The organism is Psychrobacter pygoscelis (assembly GCF_004335015.1).
GTDB lineage: Bacteria > Pseudomonadota > Gammaproteobacteria > Pseudomonadales > Moraxellaceae > Psychrobacter > Psychrobacter pygoscelis.
In genome coordinates this window covers 616,535-638,108 of the sequence record NZ_RQRU01000001.1, presented here as the reverse complement: position 1 = coordinate 638,108, position 21,574 = coordinate 616,535, and the positions used below count along the sequence as shown (strand labels likewise).

Here is a 21,574-nt window from a genome sequence, read left to right as displayed (position 1 = left end):
AGGTTTATCTAAGGCTTTGCAAGCTAATTTATAATAAATAAAAACCAGAAATCATCAGGTTTCTGGTTTTTTTATACGTGTAAAAAGGTCAACTTTTGCTTTTATCCTGTCAGCTGCGCCGTAATCACTTTTTTCACTGGCGTTAAGATATTACTCACTCTAAGACCGATATGGCGAGCAACTTTGGCAGGCGGGCGATCATCTGTATAAAGCTTCACCAGAGCATTGGTGCCGTGGTACATAGGACGAGTTTTCAGGCTGTGCTTACGGTGATACTGCCGCAGTAGACTGGTCTTGCCAATATCTTGACCACGCATGGCAGCCTTGTGGATCAGTCGGCTGAGTATCTCAACACTCTCCATGCCAAGGTTGTAACCATGAGCGGTGACAGGATGCATGCCCACTGCGGCATCACCAATAAGCGCACTACGCTGAGCATAAAAAGTGTTGGCATGCACGCCGAGTAGTGGATAGCTAAATATCTCACTAGTTATCGTTATCTCACCCAAGCGGCCACCCAGCCATTGGCTCAGCTCAAGTGCTAAGGCTTGGTTGGATAGATTTTTAAGCGTCGTCACTTTGTTATTGGCAATAGTAATGACCATCGACGACTCAAACTCCCCTAGCGGCAATACGGCTAAGGTCTTGCCATAGTAGAATCCTTCATGAGCCGTGAGATGGTTAGTCATAGTATGGCGACAGCGAAATACCAGTACGGTACGGCCAAAGTCTTGCATATCCGCGCTAATGCCTAAGGCCTTTCGTACAAACGACACTCGAGAGTCTGCGGCTAATAGTAGCTTGCCTTGTATCGCTCGATCCTCTGCAAGTTGCACTTCAGCATAATCGGCATGACTGCTGATCTTCTGAATAGTTTGTCCAAATTCCGCAGTTAGGTAGCTTGGATGCTGTAATTCGGGCAGTAATGCATTGTACGCGGCCTGACGAATAGCGCTATTGGCCAAAAGATAGCCTAAAGTCTCAATAGGTCGGCCACGGACCCGATCAGGTTTGTCAAAGCCTAATGCAAATAGAGACTGACCGTTGTAGACTTCAGCACGCTTGAGGTGGTGAATACGGTCTTTATCCAGCTCGCGCCATTGCTCTAGTCGCTTCATGAAGCCTTTAGTACGATGGGTAATAGCAATCTCACGACCATCATATTGAGGATGAGCGATGGCCTCTTGCGACTGTTTTTCTAACAAATGTACACGTAGTCCAGTATTTTTTAAGGCTTGACACATACTTAGTCCAATAGGGCCTGCCCCTACGATAATGATATCGGTATATTGGGTATGGCTCGATTGAGCATGGTTGGCTTGGGTATTGCTAGAATGAGTATTGAGAGATTGAGTATCGATAGGATTGCTTGTTGGCGTAGGACTGGTAGTAGAAGTAGTTGGATTGGCTGTATTCATAGTTGACTCTTATTGTTCTGTCAGAAAATAAAAGAATAGGACTGGACTACCAAGAAGCGGTTAACGGGCTTGTGTTTCAGTAGTCACCATCTGCCAAGAATCGTTGTATCATCGACTTAATTAAAAGGTATTATCCGTCACCCGTTTGCTGTACTGGACTAATAGCGGATTGACTATACAGATTAACAATATCTGAGAATAAAAAACTTACTGGTAAGAGTCTACGCCAATATAGACCAGTTGTCATACCACTAAAGGATTACTCATATACCGCGGATAGCGTTTAGGTTAAATGCTATAAAGTTAACAGCTACCTCTCTACTCAGCTCCTTTTAATAAATATTATCTATCAACTGTCAGTATTTGTTATAGAATTGGCAAATTACAGAGTCTTATTAGAGCGTCAGCATTGATGTAGGTGGCTCTCTTTAATATTGATACCATGCGACGGAGAGAATTTTTGCAGTCCTGACATTCCTTTTGGGTATGCGTTAGCATAAAATCAGCAGTGAAAAATTTCCAGTGGCACAGATAAGCCTGTATCGAATTTATTGGTATCTAATTAGAGGCTTTTTAGAATTCACAAAAGTCTCTGTCAGAGGCGTGATCGAATTCTAATCATGTCCTATATTTTGGATAAGACGTTAACGTTATAGAGGTAGTAATGATAGTATTTTGGCTTGTATTAACCATTCTTTTTATTATTTTTGCCACAGCAAAACTAAAGTGGCATCCGTTTTTGGTGCTAATACTATCTGCCTTTTTGGTAGCGTTATTCTATCAAGTGCCGTTAGATACTGTAGCCAAGACCATATCAGATGGCTTTGGCGGAATTTTAGGTTATATCGGTCTGGTCATTGTATTCGGCACTATTATTGGACTTATTTTAGAAAAAACGGGCGCTGCGATTGTCATGGCAGAGACCGTTATCAAGGTATTAGGCAAACGCTTTCCTACCTTGACCATGTCAATCGTGGGGATGGTGGTCTCCGTACCTGTCTTTTGTGATTCTGGTTTTATCATCTTGAATTCGTTAAAAGAGTCTATGGCCAAGCGCATGCAGGTCTCTAGCGTGGCGATGAGTATCGCTCTTGCGACCGGACTCTATGCCACCCATACCTTTGTACCACCGACGCCAGGTCCTATTGCAGCAGCAGGTAATCTTGGCTTAGAGTCGAATTTAGGACTGGTTATTATGGTCGGTCTGGTCGTGACCATTGTGGCAGTCTTGGCTGGCTGGTTCTGGTCTAACCGCTTTTTGAGCATTGCTCCCGATAATGAAGATGAGGCAGAGAAGCTGGCCGCTGCTATGCCTGAAAATATAAAGGGCCGCGAAGATTATGCTAAGTTGCCGTCAGCGACTATGGCTTTTTTGCCTATCGTGGTGCCTATCTTATTAATTTGCCTCTCCTCTCTAGCTAATCTACCCAGTGCACCTTTTGGTGAGGGTAGGCTAGTCGACATAGTGGTATTTATAGGTAACCCGTTGACAGCGCTACTTATCGGTCTGTTTTTGGCATTCCTATTAATTGATAAAGGTAGCAAAGATAAAACCCAGCAGATTAGCGATGCTATCTCGCAAGGGTTAGTTGTGGCCGCGCCAATTCTATTGATTACAGGAGCAGGGGGTGCCTTCGGTGCAATGCTCAAAGCAACTCCTATAGGTGATTATTTAGGCACGACCTTATCAGCGTTAGGGCTAGGTATCTTTATGCCCTTTATTGTTTCTGCTGCGCTAAAAACGGCGCAAGGTTCTACCACTGTGGCTTTGGTGACGACCTCAGCGATGGTAGCGCCTTTATTGGGTCAAATTGGGCTAGATAGTGAGCTTGGTCGAGTATTTTGTGTGATGGCCATTGGTGCTGGCGCGATGACCATCTCGCATGCCAATGACAGCTTCTTTTGGATTGTCAGTCAGTTTAGCCGTATGAGCGTAGCGCAAGCTTATAAAGCGCACTCGGTAGCGACTGGGATTCAGGGTGTGACCAGTATTATCTTTATTTGGTTGCTTACGCTAGTATTTATCTAATCCTTTCATGACTTCAATAGCCTTAGATCAAAAGAGTATTTTATGAAGATATTAATAGCCCCTGACTCCTTCAAAGAGAGCCTAGAAGCCATCGAAGTTTGCCAAGCTATCCAGTCGGGGTTTCGTCAAGTGTTCGCCGATGCAGACTACACATTGCTACCGATGGCGGATGGTGGAGAAGGGACTTCTGATGTGCTGTCCTATGCTTTGGATGGGCGCTGGAAAGAAATTACCGTTCATGACCCGTTGATGCGTCTGATTAAAGCTAAATATTTGCTATTAGCTGAAGGTACGGCTGTGATTGAGATGGCGCGAGCTAGCGGTCTGCATTTATTAACTACTGAAGAGAGAAATCCTTTAGCGACTAGCAGCTATGGGGTAGGCGAGTTGGTTGCCGATGCTTTAGCGGAAGGGGCAAAGCGTATTATCATTGGTTTGGGTGGTAGCGCTACCAATGATGCTGGGCTAGGAATGCTAAGTGCTTTAGGCGTTAAGTTTTATGATGCACAAGGTAACTTACTAAGCCAAGGCGGTGCAGAGCTGGCTAAGCTAACGCGAATAGACACCTCGGACTTGAGCCCAGGCGTTACTAATGCGGTCTTTGAAGTTGCTTGTGATGTCACCAATCCGTTATGCGGTGAGCTGGGCGCTAGCGCTGTTTTTGGACCACAAAAAGGGGCAAGTCTTGAGCAGGTAGCGCAGCTTGATAAAGCATTAAATAACTTTGCGCAAGTGTGTCAGCAGCAAGGATTTGATGATTGCCAAAATATAGCAGGAGCTGGAGCAGCAGGTGGATTGGGCTTTGCTTTAATGCGTTTTTGCGCAGCGCAGCTACAATCTGGTTTTACTACCGTAGCCGAAACGCTTAAATTATCCGAGCATATTGCCAATGCTGATTTAGTGATAACGGGTGAGGGTAAGCTTGATACACAAACCGCTATGGGTAAGGTCGCGGGCGGGATTAGTCAAATAGCCCGTCAACATGGCGTCCCAGTCATGGCGATTTGCGGCAGTGTCGATGGGTTGAACCGGGCGCAAACCACCCAGTTTGAGGTAGTCATGCCCAGTATCCAAAAGATAGAACCTATCCAACAGGTATTAGAGAATGCCTATGACAATATCGAGACGACGGCAGCCAATCTCGCGGCAGCAATGCGCTTGGGGCAGATGATGAGTGTGATGTATTAGTGGTTCATTAGGTATCAACTTTGCAAAACACATAAAATTAATTCTACCAGTATTATAAAACCATGAATAATTGAGCTAACATTGTTAAGTAAGGTCCCTAAAATAAAACCATGACAATAAGACCCTTCAAAGAGCCCGACAGACAAGCCATCATTCAACTCTGGCAAGACTGCGACCTAACGCGACCTTGGAATGACCCTGACAAAGACATTTCAAGGAAAATGGCGTTTCAACCTGAGTTGTTTCTAGTGGCTGAAGATAAGGAACAGGTGATCGCCTCCGCGATGGCAGGGTACGATGGTCATCGCGGCTCTGTCTATTACTTAGCGGTGTCACCAGACTATCAAGCAAGGGGTATCGGTAAGCAGCTTATGAGTGAAATTGAAGACAGGCTTATTAAGTTAGGCTGCCCAAAGCTCAATATCGTGGTGCGCTCTAGCAATGATAAGGTTTTAGAGTTCTACCGAAAGCTGGATTATGCGTCTGATGACGTCGTAAGTCTGGGTAAAAGATTAATAGCTGATAAGGACTAAAGGGTATCAGCTTGCGGAGTTTAGTAGCTTTATTCACCGTATCTTATACAGAGATTAGCCATTTTCATTTAAAAAAGCCATCTAACGCTAAGTTAAATGGCCTTTGGCATAATGGTTGTGTAGAGAATAATATATCCAATAACGATTACGCTTCAGTAGTTTCTGCGGTCTTAATGGTCTCAGTAGGCTCAACCTCACTCTCGATCACACTGCCAACCATCACCGCATCTCCATCCAAACTTACCTCATAAGCCTCTAATTTAACGCTCTCATCATCCAAGCATTGGCCAGTGGCCAAGTTAAAACGCTGCTTGTAAATAGGGGATGCCACGTACAAGATGTCTGTTTCAACACCATCTTCGTTCGTCACAACCGTGCCACCGATTAACCCACGAGATAGGACGTTGGCATTGCTAAAAGGGTCGAAGTTATCTATGGCAAACAGTTCATCTTTTTTGGTGCGAAAGACAGCGACTTGCTTGTCACCAGCTTCCGTGCTGATTAAGGCGCAAACGCCTGCTTCGGGGATAATATCATCTAATTTACAAATGGTTTGCTGAGTCATAGGTTATCCTTTGGTTATCGTATTTATGATGACGTTTGTTAATCGCTTCCCAGCCTTAAAGGCGGTTTAAAGTCCCCCTTTTTAAAGGTGAGAAGCACTGCTTCGCAAGAGGAGGATTTTAAATTTGTGAGAAGCACTGCTTTCCAAAGGGAATTTCTGAAATGGTGAGAAGTCCTGTCCTTTAAAAAGTAATGGTTACTCGATTATCTGGCGTAGAAAAATTTCTTTCCAGCTACTACGATTGCAGCTCTCCGACTTGCACTTCGAGTAACCGTCCACTGGACACTTACTTATCCTCGTTCATCCTTTAGAAAAGGGAGGGCTGGGGAGGGATTTAGGCCAACTCAATCACTTGAATCGCAGCCTTTTCCTCAGGCTTGGCAGGGCGAATCTGCTCACGCTCCTCGACGAACACCACATTGTCATCGCCTTTTTCGCTATTGACGAAATGACGGAAGCGTTTGAGTTTCTCAGCGTCGTTGATGGTCTCTTTCCACTCGCAGACATAGTTATCAATGAGCAGCTGCATCTGATCTTCCAGCTCTTGAGCGAGGCCTAAGCTATCGTCGATGATGACGGATTGTAGGTACTCGAGACCGCCTTCTAAGCTTTCGCGCCATTTAGAGGTGCGCTGCAATCTATCTGCCGTTTTAATATAGAACATAATGATGCGGTCGATATATTTGATCAGCGTTTCGGTATCGAGATCGGTAGCAAACAGTTCGCCATGGCGCGGGGTGATGCCGCCGTTACCACAGACGAAGAGGTTCCAGCCGTTTTCGGTTGCGATGACACCGAAGTCTTTACTCTGCGCTTCGGCACACTCGCGAGTACAGCCTGACACGCCCATCTTGATTTTGTGCGGAGAGCGTACGCCTTTATAGCGATCTTCTAATCTTAGGGCGAGGCCGACGCTGTCATCGACGCCATAGCGACACCAGTTATTACCGACACAAGACTTGACGGTTCGCAGCGACTTACCATAAGCGTGCCCCGTCTCGAAGCCTGCTTGCACCAATATCTCCCAAATGTCCGGCAATTGTTCAAGCCTTGCACCAAATAGGTCGACGCGCTGACCGCCAGTAATCTTGGTATAAAGGTTATAGTCTTTGGCGACTTGACCGAGGACGATGAGCTTGTCAGCAGTAATCTCGCCACCGGGTACGCGGGGTACGACCGAATAAGTGCCATCTTTTTGGATGTTACCTAAGTAGTAATCGTTGGTTTCTTGTAGCGGGGCCAGCTCAGGTTTGAGGACATAATCGTTCCAGCACGACGATAAGATGGACGCGACAGCTGGCTTGCAAATCTCACAGCCTCGGCCGCTACCATGCTTGGTTAGTAGCTCATCGAAGGTTTTAATCTCATGCACCCGAACCAAGCTATACAAGTCTTGGCGCGAGTAGGCAAAGTGCTCACATAAGTCATTATTGACCTCAAAGCCTAGGGCCTCTAGCTGATAGCTCAAAGTGTCTTTGACCATTGGGGCGCAACCACCACAGCCCGTACCGGCACTGGTGCAAGCTTTAAGATCAGCCATGGAATACGCGCCGCCCTCGACCGCCGCGCAGATATCGCCTTTGGTGACGTTATAGCAAGAGCAAATCGTCGCCGAATCAGGTAGGTTCTCGATGCCCATCGTAGGCTTTTCGACGTTGGGCAAGATCAGGCTTTCAGGATGAGCGGGTAGCTCAATGTCATTGAGGAACAGTTGCAATAGGTTGTTATAGTCTTCGGTATCGCCAACCAGTACCGCACCGAGCAGTTTCTTATTGTCCTCGGTAGTGACGAGTCTTTTATACACGCCTTCTTTCGGGTTCTGATAGAGATAGGTCAAGCTGCCCGGGGTCTTGCCATGCGCGTCACCGATACTGCCGACCTCCACGCCCATCAGTTTGAGCTTGGTGCTCATGTCCGCACCTTCAAAGGTTTGCTCAGTATCGCCTGCGATTTGTGCGGCGCAGATACTCGCCATGTTGTAGCCGGGGGCAACCAAGCCAAATACTTTGTTGTCCCACACTGCACATTCGCCGATGGCATAGACATGCTCAGCATTGGTGCGGCACTTCTCATTGATCAAGATACCACCACGACCACCCAGCTCTATGCCGCACTCAGGGTTGTTTTTAATGATGCCATCTTGCGGCCGAATACCGGCACTAAACACGATCATATCGGTATCTAGCGAGGTGTCATCGGTGAACTCCATTGTCAGATAGTTATCTTCCTCGCTCTGCACACTGTTGTTATGGGTGATCTGCTTGGTATTTTTACCTGTTAATACCGTCACTCCAAGGGCTTCGATTTTCTGCTTTAGTATCTCGCCGCCAGCAGGGTCTAGCTGAACGCCCATCAGCTGCGGCGCAAACTCCACCACATAAGTCTCAAGCCCTAGCGTAACCAGTGCTTTCGCCGCTTCTAGGCCGAGCAATCCACCGCCCACGACCACGCCTTTCTTCACTTTAGGCAGCTCAGCGATCGCCAGTATCTCATCCAAATCAGCAATGGTGCGGTACACATGGCAATGCGGATGGTCTTTACCTTCAATGGGCGGCACAAAGGGATACGACCCCGTCGCCAGTACCAGCTCAGCGTAGTCGATCCGTTCGCCTGCTTTGGTCGTAATCGTCTTACTAGCCGAATCAATATCGACAATTTCCTGATTTAAGTGCAGATTAACATTGGCAGTTTCATAGGTAGCTAGATCGACCAAATTAAGCTTGCTTGCATCCTGATGCTCAAAGTAGCTCGACAGATACACGCGGTCATAAGCAGGGCGGTCTTCTTCGGCGAACACATGGATATCATATTGCTCATGCAGTCCTTGCTCGATGGCCTTTTCAATAAAGTGATGACCGACCATACCATTACCAATCACGACCAAATTGCCTTGCTTTACAGCACCTTTGTTAGCCGCACTCTGATTATTATCAGGGCTGCTATTCACACTGGCGCTGCTATCTACACTATTAACTGCGCTAGTGTTTGCCGTAGTTTCGGCGGTCTTTGGGTTATACATTGCGCTGGTATCGACGGAGCTGCTCATAATTGTATCCTTTGTTAGGGGGTGGCTGTCGTAGAGCTACTGACTCAATTCACCCTGATTCAAATCACCATAGACAGTTGCCTAACATAAGGCATTCAATAATCGTGCCAAGCACCTGCTATGGGTGACTGGTAGCTTATTCTTTATAGACAAACAAAGGGCAGAAGGTATGCAGAAACGACAGACAGCGAGGGTAAATGGCTATTAATAGAATGGAGTTTTGACATATTGAGATGTTGGAGCTAATCCTGCTGTCCGCTTGTATCTGCCATCAGGGCTAAACCGCTCCCCAAGGCAAACATACCGCTCAAAACGACCATCGCTTTAGACTTTAGTTTCGGACAATAAAAAGCTGGGCAAAATGCCCAGCTTATCTCTACAATTTAATCCTACTTCTATAATATATTTCTAGTTATCAGTCTCGAAAGTGAGAGAATCAGTCATAATCTGTATATAGTCAATCCTCTCTAAAACTGGTACGTAAATGGGTCACTAGTATAAATTTACTGGCCAGAAGTCATAATATGACTAAGGCAAGCGTAAATTCATCCTAGCGACTCTGCATCAAATCTAAAATGGATTGACTATATATGAATTTAATGAAAAAAATAAATCAGTAAGATTATGGGTTTTAATTAAATAATAAATAGAGTAGTGAGTTTTATGTTTAATTTACGTATAAATTATCTTAAAATTAAATACCGTTTTTAATGACTGTGATAAGAATAGTATTATGACAAGGTGGGCATACATTGATAGATACTGAGTTTTTCAAATTTATTCAGGATAATCTAGGTTATTCTGGGTTAGTGCTGATTGGAATTATATTATTTGTATTATATATTCCTAAGTTTATTGATTCCTTTGGTTACTTAAAAAATATAAAAATCCGTCATCTTAATGATGCTTTGAGTTCAGAGTATATTGATGACGATACTAGAGTTATTTTAAGTGAGAAGCTTTCAATAATTTATTTTGAGAAGTGTATAGGTTCAACAACTAGTTATGAAAAAAATAGGTATGTTCTTACTGCTTACGAAATATTTGATGGCAAATTTAATATGAGTAAAATCCATCAGTCGCTCAACTATTTACCTTGTGGTTTTCATATGCTACCTAGAAATAGACTTGAGCATATAAATAAGAGTATTCTTGAGCAAGAAAAATCATTAGAGAAGCATAGGAAACTAATGGTTTTACTTATTGTAGCTAGTATGGCGGGATTCGTATTCAGTACACTAGATGCATATCAGGGTAATAGCTTCTTTACTTATGAGTATTATAATACAGGAGTATTATATGTATTTGAGCTTATATTTTTAATTTACTTCTATATAGACGTGATAAAAAAAATTAACGAAATAGAGGAGACAACTAAAATTATTGATTATGTTGTTCTAGAGCCAGATGATATAGAGTGTTAACTATATTTAGCTACTACTTAATAACTTATAGCTGATCTTTCCAACTATCCATTCATTAGTTTTAATATAAGGTTAAAATTCTATAAGGTTTAATATGAGTATTAGTAATATATTTAGTCTTGTGGCTGTTAAGACCGACTATATGTTCGATAATTGCCATATATTGGGTCAGATTGAACACAATTTGGTGCAATTTTAACCTTAAGCCACTTTTTAACGCCCCAACTTAGTCAATCGATAAGTTATTGTTGTCAACATTAGTCACTCAATTCAATAATTAATAACCTTTATTTTTATTAACCTACATAAAGGCATACGGTAGGCCGCAAAAACCTCCGATTTAAGATTAGCCAATCATAGGTAATTTAAGTTAAGCTCCTAGTGCCTATGAATAGGGGAGGGATGCTATCAAAGGTAGGTTGGCTAAAGGTTTAACAACAATCCATCGACATCACAATATCCAATATTTAGACTCTAGAAGTTTAGCTAATAGCGCCTAAATGTATGTACTATACCCTATAAATTCAAAAAAATTGTTTCTACAATCTACTTTGAAGCCCCACGACAACGATGAATTAATTCCACACAAAAATTAGCAGATGGCATAGGCATTGCAAAGCTCTAGTTATCATAACTATTGCGTTCCTCACTTTAGAGAATGAGCAAATAGTTAACCATAGCTAAACTTAGCCAATCCAAGGAAGTCATCTATGTCATCATCAGTCCCCGAATCTTCAGGAGGTAAGCTCAACGTCTTATCCTTTGCAGGCAAAAATAAAATCCTCCATTTAGGCTGGATGGCTTTTTTCCTCACCTTCTTTGTCTGGTTCAACCACGCACCATTTCTCTCAGCGATTGGCGAGAGCATGAACTTGAGTAAAGATCAAGTCAAAACCTTACTAATCCTTAACGTCGCCTTGACGATTCCGGCTCGCGTCATCATTGGCATGCTGACGGATCGTTTCGGTCCGCGCATCGTCTACGCCGCCATTCTCGCTATCGGCGCGATTCCCTGTTTCACCTTCGCCTTTGCGCAAGACTACAATACTCTAGCGTTATCACGCTTTTTACTTGGCTTTGTCGGTGCAGGCTTTGTGGTCGGTATCCGCTTGATGAGTGACTGGTTCCCTGCCAGTGAGCTTGGTGCAGCCGAGGGCATTTACGGCGGCTGGGGTAATTTCGGTTCAGCTGCAGCCGCCATGCTCTTGCCGACGCTTGCTGTCGGCTTTGCCGCTTACTTTGGTGGAGACAATAGTTGGCGCTATGCCTGTGCCACCTCTGGCGTCGTGATGATGCTTTATAGTGTGCTGTTCTATAAGTTTGTTCGCAATACACCCAAAGGCGCGACTTACTTTAAACCTAAAAAGTCTGGCGCGATGACTGTCACTTCAAAAAGCGACTTTTGGCTCATGATGGTCTTTAAGTTGCCAATGTATTTGGCATTGGCACTATTAGCATGGAAGCTGTCTCCTGCGGGCGTAAGCTTGTTAACGCAGTCTGCGGTCAATATGGTCTATCTTGGTCTTGGTGTTTTATACATTTATGAATTTATTACCAGCTACCGCTTTAACCAAGACGTCTTTATTAATGAGGTGCCAGAAGCTCACCGATATGACTTTAAGCAGGTCGGTATTTTGAATATCTTGTATTTTGCGACCTTTGGTTCAGAGCTTGCCGTCGTATCCATGCTGCCGTTGTTCTTCCTTGAGACTTTTGAGGTGTCTGTGGTGATGGCTGGGCTACTGGCCTCGTCGTATGCTTTTATGAATCTCATGTCGCGTCCGGGCGGCGGCTGGCTCAGTGATAAGTTCGGTCGCAAGATTACCTTACTGATTCTCACGGCAGGATTAGCATTAGGCTACTTCTTAATGGGTATCGTAGATTCCACTTGGCCAATAGCCCTTGCGCTATTAATTACTATGTTCTGCTCATTCTTTGTACAAGCAGGCGAGGGTGCAGTATTCGCAGTGATTCCTCTTATCAAGCGCAGTATGACAGGTCAATTCGCTGGCATGACCGGCGCTTATGGTAATGTCGGCTCAGTAGTTTACTTAACGATTTTAAGTCTCGTGTCGTATAAAGTGTTCTTTATGGTGATAGCAGTGACAGCCGTTGTTGGTTTCATTGCCCTATTCTTCCTAAAAGAGCCTAAAGGCGTCATCTTAGAAGAGATGCCAGATGGTAGCTTTGCCGAAATCAAGGTCAGTTAATTGAGCTTTGGAGCATTACATAAGGACTTATTTTGAACGCAACTGTTAGTCAAAAACTTAGCCAAGAGCCTAACTTAACGTCTGATTTGGAGTCTAGGCGAGTCTCAAAAGTCCTAGACGAACTCCCAAACCACCACAGTGCTAGTGATGCACTGTGGTGGTTTGACTTATATTCTGTAGCAGGACGCAAGTCAGAAAATCAAGATAGTGTTCTGATTACCACCTGCCTACCAGAGCTTCATAGCAGCGGCAATAATAATACGCTACGCAGGCTAACACCTAGTCAGCATCCGATACTTGTCTTATTGGCTGATGGGGTAAGTGCGTGTCAGTTCCCCAAGCAAGCCAGTCGATTGGCAATCAATACCATCGCGCATAAGATAACGCAAGAATTAGCACAACTGGCCGAGTCGCAAAGTCAGACGTCGCCTGCAGACTCAGACTCAACATCATATCAACTGCAAAACGCCACTAATGGCTTAGCTTCAAAGCAAGCGCAAACAGTGAATAGGAAAGCTGTCAATAAAGGTCATGACTATACTGACTCTATGAGCTTTGATGATGAGCAAGTGGCGAGCTTGATACAATTGGCGGTAAACAAAGCCAACGATTCGCTTTACTTCTCGCAAGCCTATCAGCGCGTGCCACCCTTGTTATCTACCTTGTCTGGTGTGCTGTGTATTGGTGATCGCATTCACCTGTTTCATACTGGGGACTCGCGAATTTATCGCGTGACTGCAAATAGCTTAACGATACTAACGACGGATTACCGAATCCACCATGGTCAGGATAAAGGGGCCTTATCCGCAGCGCTTGGCGCTGATACCGATATCGATCTGCAGCAGACGGTGTTTACTTTACACCAAAATGAGTGCTTAGCGCTTATGACCGATGGGGTTTATGAGAGTATTGATCCTATCGAGATGCAGTTTGATTTATGCACGTATAGCACTGAGCTATTTGCCACGCCCAGTCGCCTAAACGCTGAGCTATTAAGTTGTCAGATTAGCAAAAAGCTGTGCAATCAAGCTTTTGAAGCTGGCAGTAACGACAATCTTAGTGTGGTGTTGCTGGGAATGACCGCCCAATCACGACTGGCAGATTCAACCAATGAAGTAGGTTTAGAAGGTTGCGTTGTGGTTAATACTAGCGAAAATCCAGCCAGTAACCTGACACAATATCGGCTGCCGACAGGGCTGCAAATAGGCGATAGTATAGATGGTTTTACTGTCGTTGATGTTATTGCTTGTACCGCTCGAAGCGAGGTATATCTTGTTCACGATGATGCGAAGCATGAGTTTGTACTAAAGGCTCCTAGCATGCATACGGTGGACGATGGTCACTATCTACGTGAGTTTTTAAAAGAGCGCAAAATTGGCCTTAGTCTGTCTAAATATCAGCGTGCCGGCCAAACAGCGTATAACCAAAATGATCCCAATCGCTTATCCGCTAACTCAGGCACTGCCTCGCTGTTCAATATGGAGCAAGATACTGGTCAATATAGTGCACCAGCCGCTCCAAGCTCGGGACTACTGCGCTACTATCCTGTGCCAGCAAGTTCACCTTATCTATATCACCTTACCGAATATATCGACGGCGAGAGTCTGCGTACCTTTATAGAGCGGCATGCGCCTTGTGATGTCTGGCAAACGCACGATCTACTCACTAAGATTGGCATGGCGGTGCGCGTGATGCACCGCAATTATCTCTTACATCAAGACATCAAGCCGGAAAATGTCCTACTGACCAAGTCTGGTGCGGTAAAACTGATTGATTTTGGTTCAGCCAGCTCGTCCATTTTGAAAGACAGTACTCGGCCGCCCAATGGCGACCTGCATTATGCTGCACCAGAATACTACACCGATGCACCAAAAGGAGTGCATTCTGACCTATTTTCAATAGCAGTGATCGGCTTTGAGCTTCTGACGGGGAAGCTACCTTTTAGCTCACAAGCGTTGATGAATCCCTCTCAATCCTTGATCGTACCTGCCCAATTACTGCGTCAGCATCGAGTACCAGCTTCCAGTCAGCAGGCGTTGATGCGCGCTTTGCATTCCAATACCAATGCTCGATATCAAGCAATCGGCGAATTTTTACAAGACTTTAATCCGGATAATTCAGCGACACTAAGTGATCCGGAGCCGTTGATTAAGCGGAACCCACTCCTGGTCTGGCACGGCATTTGCTTCATTCAAGGCATTATTATCATTATTTTATTGATAAGACTTTTGTCCTTTTCTTAATGCTGCTATGAGCGGCTAAGGTTCACCATGTCGCAAGCCGCCGCTACGTCCATGTCATCACCCTCTACTGTTGCACCCACTGATTCATCAATCGATGACGCTAAAAATCATGCCGCATCGACTGTTAATGCGACTGCCACGAACTCTTTATCCGATAGCTCTGAATTTCAATTGCCCAACACTGTGGTAGCCGATGCTGGCGTAGTAATCATCGGTGCAGGCATGGCAGGCAGCCGTCTGGCGATAGAGCTGGCACGCGCTTGGCAATCTGTAGATAGCAATGACGCTCTTTCAATAACGTTGATTAGTAAGGAGCCACAAGTTGGCTATAACCGAATTATGCTGTCTCCTGTATTGGCTGGAGAGAAGGAGTTTGACGCGACTTATTTGTATGATAAGTCTGACTACAAAGCGCTAGGCATCCATGTTATTGCAGGCGTGGCCGTGGCATCGATTGACACCCAGCATCAGCGGCTAACATTGGATGATGGTCAGGTGCTCAGTTATGCCAAGCTAGTACTGGCAACTGGCTCTACAGCTAAAGTCATTCCCTTTCCCAATCACGATGCCAAAGCCGTTCATGTTTTTCGTGACTTGGCAGACGTAACAGCCTTGACTGAATATGCAAAGCAGGGCAAGACAGGGCTGGTAATTGGTGGTGGTGTTCTAGGATTAGAGGCGGCCTGCGCCCTCGCCAAGCAAGGCGGAAAAATGACCGTAATTCATGTTGATGACTACGTTCTCAATCAACAGCTGGATCTGCCTGCTGCTGAGCTACTTCAAGCCGAATTAGCCAGACGTGACGTTGGTTTGGAGGTCTCAGCCATGTCTAAGAGTATAGAGGTCAATGATGCAGGTGACGTGACTGGGCTGATGATGAACGATGGTCGCCGAATTCCCGCAGACTTCATCGTGATGGCTGTCGGGGTGGTGCCCAATACGGTGGTGGCAAAAGATAGCGGTATTGAGGTTAATCGCGGCATCGTTGTCGATGACTGTATGCATACCAGCGCCCCTAACGTCTATGCCATAGGGGAGTGTGTTGAGCTTAATGAAGAGCTGTTTGGTATGGTTGCGCCAGTCAATCAGCAGGTTGATACTCTAGTCACCGTTTTAAGCTCCAGCAAAGAAAGCTGGCAGCCTTATGTCAGCAAGCCGCTATCGCTAAAGCTCAAAGTCTCAGGCGTCTCTGCATTTTCAGCTGGTCAGATAGCCTTTGATGAGGCGGAGCGCGATGAGGTGGAGACCATTGTCTACCGGCAACTTGATAGCGATCATTACCAATGCCTTTATATTAAAGATAATAGGCTTGTTGGCGCGGTGTTATACGGCGAGGTAACAGAAGGCGGCTTTTACAGTCAATTAATTACCGAGCAAACAGATATTACGACTGTTAAAGATGATCTTATTTACGGGGAAGCGTATTGCGATTTGCAGGCGTTGCAAGAGGATGATGTGGCTTTAGTCATGCCCAAACAAGCAGAGAGCGATTCAGTAGCAAAGAACAATAATACCTTGGCAGTGACAGACTCAGCAGATGAGGCGAGCTCTGAGCAACTAAAGGAGGTAGTATAACTATGAACTGTGTTATTGAACAAGAAACACCCGAGATCAAAGCTCAAAGTATCGCTACGGTAACCCTTTCTGATACTTTAGCGCTATCTGATAAAGAAGGTATGGCCCAAAAAACAAACGTCAAAACCATTCGTACCACCTGCCCTTATTGTGGTGTCGGCTGCGGCGTATTAGCTACTGTCGATCAAAATTCTGGTGGCGTGAGTGTGAAAGGTGACCCCGATCATCCGGCCAACTTTGGCAAGCTGTGCTCTAAGGGTAGCGCCCTAGCAGAGACATTAGGCGTTGAGCGCCGAATTACTCAACCTTATTACAATCAAAGCTACTATTATAAAAAAATACGTGGGCACACCCCGATTGATTCTAATTTACCAGCCACGCAATCCCAAATTAACCCTGTTAAATCGGCGACTACACCTGCGGATTGGGACGTGGTCCTCGATGACATTGCCACGCGCTTAAACGATACGATTATGGAGCATGGCCGTAATAGTGTGATGTTCTATGTGTCAGGTCAGCTGCTGACCGAAGACTATTATGTCGCCAATAAATTCATCAAAGGCTTCATCGGCAATAATAATATCGACTCAAACTCACGGCTATGTATGTCATCAGCGGTGGCAGGGCATAAGCGTGCTTTCGGTGCAGACCTAGTACCCGGCAATTACGAAGATTTAGAAGCTTGTGAGCTGTTGGTATTGGTTGGCTCCAATATGGCGTGGTGTCATCCTATATTGTTTGGGCGTTTTTTAAAGGCCAAGCAGACCAATCCAGATATTAAGCTGGTGGTGATCGACCCTAGGCGTACGGGCTCTTGCGAATTCGCCGACCTTCATTTGCCCATCGCGGCAGGTACCGATACTCATCTCTACAATGGTTTGCTGAATTATCTAGAGCAGCGAGGTTGCCGTGATACTGACTACGCCAAGCATTGTCAAGGTTTAGAGGCGGCGCTAACTGCTGCCAAGGATTGGTCAATCGAGGCAGTTGCTAAAGCTTGCCAAGTAGACGCGGAGATAATTCGTCAGTTTTACGAATTGGTAGCAGCGAACCCTAAGACCGTCACTGCCTTTAGTATGGGGGTTAACCAATCAAGCAGTGGTACTGATAAAGTCAACGCCATTACCAATACCCACCTGCTAACCGGACGAGTTGGAAAAGTAGGGGCCAGCCCGTTCTCCTTAACGGGTCAGCCCAATGCCATGGGAGGCAGAGAGGTCGGCGCTCTTGCCAATTTGCTCGCAGCTCATCTGGACTTAGATAATACGGAGCATCGGCAGGCAGTAGCTGACTTTTGGCAAGCACCGCAAGTGATTAACGCTGAACATGGGGTCAAAGCCTGTGATGCCGCTGATGCCATCTTGGATGGCCGGATCAAAGCCATCTGGATCATGGCAACCAACCCAGTAGTTAGCCTACCTGAAGCGGATAAGTTTCGCCGCGCACTAAGCGAGTGCGATTTAGTGATCGTCTCAGACTGCTCCAAAGACAGCGATACTGTGGACTGTGCTGATATAGTGCTCCCTGCCCAAGGTTGGGGCGAGAAGTCCGGAACAGTGACCAACTCAGAGCGGCGTATTTCAAGACAGCGAGCACTATTAGCACCTGCAGGCGAGGCCAAACCTGACTGGTGGATTCTCTCGCAAGTGGCTCAACGAATGGGGTTAGATGGCTTCGATTATAGTCACCCTAGTGAGATCTTTAATGAGCATGTGGCGCTAACAGCTTGGCAGAATCATAAGGAGTCAACTGACCAAGCAATTGGTAGTGAGCAAGGTATCCCACGCTATTTAAACCTAGCTAAAGATCTGGCTGATTTTACCGGCAATCGCACTGTAGATCGTGAGGAAAAGCTACTGTTAAACGCAGTCGACTACGATGCCCTGCCGCCATTTCAATGGGGTGGGTCACGCATTAATATAATTGATGAATCGTGTACGACCACGAAAGCACAGTTTATTTCAATAACCCCGCCCGACAATGCCAGTACGCCCAATTTTCATCAAGCTAAAACAAAAAACAGCTCTTTAAAGAGTCGCGAGAAGGTTGAAAGCTCGTCTACACAAGCGCAAAGTACTAAGGCTATTGTCAATCTGCGTCTTATTACGGGTAGGCTGCGGGATCAGTGGCATACCATGACACGGACGGGATTGGCGCCGCAGCTGAATCAACAACAGTCTATGCCGACGCTGACCTTGCATCCTACAGACGCGAAGCAATTGGGCGTCAGTGATCAAGACTTCGTGCAGATTGACCCTAGATATGACACTATAGAAGGTGAAGAGTTACTGCAAACTAACACTAGTGCCAGTCACATTATGGCGCAAGTGGACGTCAGTGACACCATGCGAGTTGGTGATGCGTTTATGCCAATGCACTGGAGTGACGCGTTTGCCAGTCTGGCCCGTGTTGGTTCTGTTATTCCTACCGTTGTCGATCCTCATTCTAGCCAACCTGAACTTAAGAACTCTGCCATTCGTGTTACGCCAGCTCGCATGCAGTCAGTAGGTAAAATTCTGGTGCATCCAGACTGGCAAGACGCCATGGTGGTGCATTTACGCACTTTATTAGTCAAGCTCAGTGACGAGAATGATACTCACAGCGGTTCGGATCAAGTTAGCCTGCCTGGGTTAACGTGGAGTCTAATTCGACAAAAGGACAGCGTCTTATTTAATATCGCCAGTCCATTAGCTGAGGTTAGTAGCGCTTGGCTTGAGCCTGAATTTTGGCAGCAGTGGTTGGAAGCCTTATCCTCAGAGCGCTCAGGCAGTATAAAGCATACTAAAATTAATTCTAAAACTGCTAATGCGGCTGCCATTATTAAATCGGAAGAAATAGACGCTCCGCCGTTATCTACAGCCTTTATGGTCAATGAGTCGCAAGGTCAGCTGCGCTTTATCGCTACGCAAGACTGTGGGCCAATAGAAACCGCGCCAATTGAGTCACCTCAAACGCTCCAAAACACCGTAGATATGGAAGCTAATAATAGTACTAGCAGTACCGATAATAAGACCCTAATGCTAGCCATCTTCATAGCGCCAACCCATCAGCAGCTGCCAAGCCCGTATTGGCTAGACAGCTGCTTTACTGACATGAGCCAAGTGCCATCAGTTAAGTGGCTATTGGCGGGACGACCTGTCAGTGGTTATATCGATCCGGGGCCACTGGTTTGCTCTTGTATGTCGGTCGGGGAGAATATTATTATCAAGGCCATTACCGAGCATAACTGCCATAGCGCAGAGGCGATAGGCAAGCAGTGCCAAGCAGGGACCAATTGCGGTTCGTGCGTCGGTCAAATTAACGAGTTAATTGCGGAATATGCTTAGTCAAAAAGGGGGATGATGAGTAGGTGGCATGTTGTTTGCACCTTGTAGTACATTAGCAAGCTGTTAAGTGTGCCTCGTAAGATGACTCTTCATCTTTGGCCGTACTTAGCAAGATTGCCCTACAAGCTCGGAGCTAACAGCCATGACCACACTATCAAATATTCTTCCTGACTCTACGACTTCAACTCGAACGGATACGCTGCATACTGGCGCTGTCGGTACTGTGCATTTGGTCGGTGCTGGATCAGGCGACCCAGAATTGCTGACTCTAAAGGCGCTTCGTGTCATGCAGCGAGCCGAGGTGGTGCTCTATGACAGTCTGGTGTCAGAAGATATCTTAGATATGTGTGCGATGAGCGCTGAAAAAATATTTGTCGGTAAGCGCCGAAACAATCATGCCGTACCACAAGAAGGCATCAATGAGCTATTGGTTAAACATGCTCTAGCCGGTAAATGCGTGGTGCGCTTAAAAGGTGGTGACCCCTTTATCTTTGGACGTGGTGGTGAGGAGCTACAAGAAGTGGTGCGTCATGGCATTCGCTTTGAGTCTATCCCCGGTATTACCGCCGCTAGTGCAGCTGCAAGTCGTACAGGTATTCCACTGACACATCGTGATCATGCACAGTCAGTCAAGTTTGTCACCGCTTGTAAAAAGGCAGGTGTACCAAACAATGACTACAGTGAGCTACTCGATCCAACACAGACGGTTGTCTTTTATATGGGACTGCACCGCTTAGAGGCGATGACTAAGGGCTTAATAGCGGCGGGACGTGATGCTGAAACTCCATTTGCCATTATCAGTCATGCCAGTCTACCCACGCAGCAAATTCTTATTGGTACGCTAAAAGATATCGCTGCCAAACAATCCAAGGCTCAGTTGCCCACTCCCGCCCTACTTATAATGGGCGATGTCGTCGCTTTGCATAGTGAGTTAGCGCCTTTTAACTTAGCTGAGACGGATAATGCCAGCCCTGTTTTGAACCTAGACCAAGTTTTGCAGCAGCGTGGTAATGATATTCACACCGCTGTATCATCTTTAAATTCAGCAACGCTTGCCTAACAAGCATAATATAGTCAGACTTTGTTGTCATATCAGGTCTTAGATATAAGCTCTTAAGCCACGAGTTAGAGTATTAATGCTATCTTATCTGCATTCAAAACCTCAAACCCCCTCTCGATGATAGCTGAGCGCCTCTTGCGCTAGTACTCAGCTATCGTACGGCTACCTCTAGCAACCTATAATCCGCCCTAAAGCTAACGTAAAACCATCAGCATAAATTAATGCGTTCTCAAGCGTATCCGTATTTTCATCTAATAATATATAGTCAATCCATTTTAGATTTGATACAAAGTCGCTGGAATAAATGTACGCCCGTCTCAGTCATCTCACGACTATAGCCAATAAATTTATATCAGCCACTCTTTTATGTAGTAGTTTTAAATAGGATTAACTATGGTGAATGCAATCTAAAAATAGCACAGTGATACTGGGGCAGGTTATTTATAGGTTCTATCGAGTATGCTTGCAGTAGGCTAAAAAAAGGAATGTCTGTGTTATGTTTAAAGTTATTCTTACTTCTTTTGCTGTCCTTCTGACTGTATAAGTATATAAGATTGTAAAGAAATTTATTTTGTAATTAAAAATATATAATAAGGTTAATATCTCATTTAATTTATTTGATTAAGCATACTGGAATATTATTTTAAAATTTGGGATGCAAAATTTACCAACGATAACATAATACAACCCATAGATACATTTTAATGATGTATTAAAATTAAGAATACAATTACTATAATGTATAAAGAAAATTTGTACGTTAGAAACCATAGAAATAATAATTAATATTAAATATTTGATTTAAGGGATTGAATAAGTTTGTTTTAATCCAAAGTCTAATTATACAGCTCTTCGTTTCACTCTATGCTTTGAATATTTCTAGATACCAGAGATCATGATTTTTCACGACATTATATATAAAATATTACAACTCTAATACCGCTTACTCTTTTTTAT

12 protein-coding genes are annotated in these 21,574 nt (G+C 45.1%); 9 read left to right on the top strand and 3 right to left on the bottom strand.

Annotation, left to right across the window (positions count from 1 at the left end; all coding sequences use genetic code 11):
* Positions 1 to 101 precede the first annotated feature (101 nt).
* Entirely contained in the window at positions 102 to 1,418 is a 1,317-nt protein-coding gene (gene ubiM / locus EGV92_RS02545; protein ID WP_131667635.1) for a 5-demethoxyubiquinol-8 5-hydroxylase UbiM, read from the bottom strand.
* A gap of 664 nt (positions 1,419 to 2,082) precedes the next feature.
* On the opposite strand from ubiM, the gene EGV92_RS02540 reads away from it, so the two are divergent.
* From EGV92_RS02540 to EGV92_RS02530, 3 genes are all read left to right on the top strand, one after another.
* Positions 2,083 to 3,447, top strand: coding sequence for a GntP family permease (locus tag EGV92_RS02540; protein ID WP_131667634.1), 1,365 nt, complete (start codon positions 2,083 to 2,085; stop codon positions 3,445 to 3,447).
* 42 nt (positions 3,448 to 3,489) lie between these two features.
* Entirely contained in the window at positions 3,490 to 4,635 is a 1,146-nt protein-coding gene (locus tag EGV92_RS02535; RefSeq protein ID WP_131667633.1) for a glycerate kinase, read from the top strand.
* A 110-nt stretch (positions 4,636 to 4,745) separates the two neighbouring features.
* Positions 4,746 to 5,168 carry a GNAT family acetyltransferase gene (locus tag EGV92_RS02530; protein ID WP_131667632.1) on the top strand — a complete coding sequence of 141 codons (423 nt, stop codon included), beginning with the start codon at positions 4,746 to 4,748 and terminating at the stop codon, positions 5,166 to 5,168.
* Between the two features lie 145 nt (positions 5,169 to 5,313).
* Here the strand turns inward: EGV92_RS02530 and nirD are convergent, their stop codons facing one another.
* Together nirD and nirB are read right to left on the bottom strand one after the other, a co-directional pair.
* A complete protein-coding gene (gene nirD / locus EGV92_RS02525; protein WP_131667631.1) occupies positions 5,314 to 5,733 on the bottom strand; it encodes a nitrite reductase small subunit NirD in 420 nt (139 codons plus the stop codon).
* Positions 5,734 to 6,067: 334 nt separating this feature from the next.
* Entirely contained in the window at positions 6,068 to 8,779 is a 2,712-nt protein-coding gene (gene nirB, locus EGV92_RS02520) for a nitrite reductase large subunit NirB (protein WP_278248241.1), read from the bottom strand.
* Positions 8,780 to 9,531: 752 nt separating this feature from the next.
* Between nirB and EGV92_RS02515 the strand changes: the two genes are divergently transcribed.
* From EGV92_RS02515 to cobA, 6 genes are all read left to right on the top strand, one after another.
* Positions 9,532 to 10,203: a hypothetical protein gene (locus tag EGV92_RS02515; protein WP_131667630.1), complete on the top strand. Its 672-nt coding sequence runs from the start codon at positions 9,532 to 9,534 to the stop codon at positions 10,201 to 10,203.
* Between the two features lie 710 nt (positions 10,204 to 10,913).
* The gene (locus EGV92_RS02510; protein ID WP_131667629.1) at positions 10,914 to 12,413 is read left to right on the top strand and encodes a NarK family nitrate/nitrite MFS transporter; all 1,500 of its coding nucleotides are present in this window, start codon (positions 10,914 to 10,916) and stop codon (positions 12,411 to 12,413) included.
* 32 nt (positions 12,414 to 12,445) lie between these two features.
* Positions 12,446 to 14,656, top strand: a complete 2,211-nt coding sequence (locus EGV92_RS02505; RefSeq protein ID WP_242678570.1) for a bifunctional protein-serine/threonine kinase/phosphatase — start codon at positions 12,446 to 12,448, stop codon at positions 14,654 to 14,656.
* Positions 14,657 to 14,683: 27 nt separating this feature from the next.
* Positions 14,684 to 16,231: an NAD(P)/FAD-dependent oxidoreductase gene (locus EGV92_RS02500; RefSeq protein WP_242678569.1), complete on the top strand. Its 1,548-nt coding sequence runs from the start codon at positions 14,684 to 14,686 to the stop codon at positions 16,229 to 16,231.
* A gap of 2 nt (positions 16,232 to 16,233) precedes the next feature.
* A complete protein-coding gene (locus tag EGV92_RS02495) occupies positions 16,234 to 19,557 on the top strand; it encodes a nitrate reductase (RefSeq protein WP_131667628.1) in 3,324 nt (1,107 codons plus the stop codon).
* Positions 19,558 to 19,699: 142 nt separating this feature from the next.
* A complete protein-coding gene (cobA, locus tag EGV92_RS02490) occupies positions 19,700 to 20,617 on the top strand; it encodes a uroporphyrinogen-III C-methyltransferase (protein ID WP_131667627.1) in 918 nt (305 codons plus the stop codon).
* Positions 20,618 to 21,574: the final 957 nt, after the last annotated feature.

What these genes read in the sequence shown, in the direction of transcription:
- nirD (WP_131667631.1), bottom strand. Translation starts at nt 5,733, where the DNA reads ATGACTCAGCAAACCATTTGTAAATTAGATGATATTATCCCCGAAGCA.
- EGV92_RS02500 (WP_242678569.1), top strand. Translation starts at nt 14,684, where the DNA reads ATGTCGCAAGCCGCCGCTACGTCCATGTCATCACCCTCTACTGTTGCA.
- EGV92_RS02510 (WP_131667629.1), top strand. Translation starts at nt 10,914, where the DNA reads ATGTCATCATCAGTCCCCGAATCTTCAGGAGGTAAGCTCAACGTCTTA.
- EGV92_RS02530 (WP_131667632.1), top strand. Translation starts at nt 4,746, where the DNA reads ATGACAATAAGACCCTTCAAAGAGCCCGACAGACAAGCCATCATTCAA.
- nirB (WP_278248241.1), bottom strand. Translation starts at nt 8,779, where the DNA reads ATGAGCAGCTCCGTCGATACCAGCGCAATGTATAACCCAAAGACCGCC.
- cobA (WP_131667627.1), top strand. Translation starts at nt 19,700, where the DNA reads ATGACCACACTATCAAATATTCTTCCTGACTCTACGACTTCAACTCGA.
- EGV92_RS02540 (WP_131667634.1), top strand. Translation starts at nt 2,083, where the DNA reads ATGATAGTATTTTGGCTTGTATTAACCATTCTTTTTATTATTTTTGCC.
- EGV92_RS02495 (WP_131667628.1), top strand. Translation starts at nt 16,234, where the DNA reads ATGAACTGTGTTATTGAACAAGAAACACCCGAGATCAAAGCTCAAAGT.
- EGV92_RS02535 (WP_131667633.1), top strand. Translation starts at nt 3,490, where the DNA reads ATGAAGATATTAATAGCCCCTGACTCCTTCAAAGAGAGCCTAGAAGCC.
- ubiM (WP_131667635.1), bottom strand. Translation starts at nt 1,418, where the DNA reads ATGAATACAGCCAATCCAACTACTTCTACTACCAGTCCTACGCCAACA.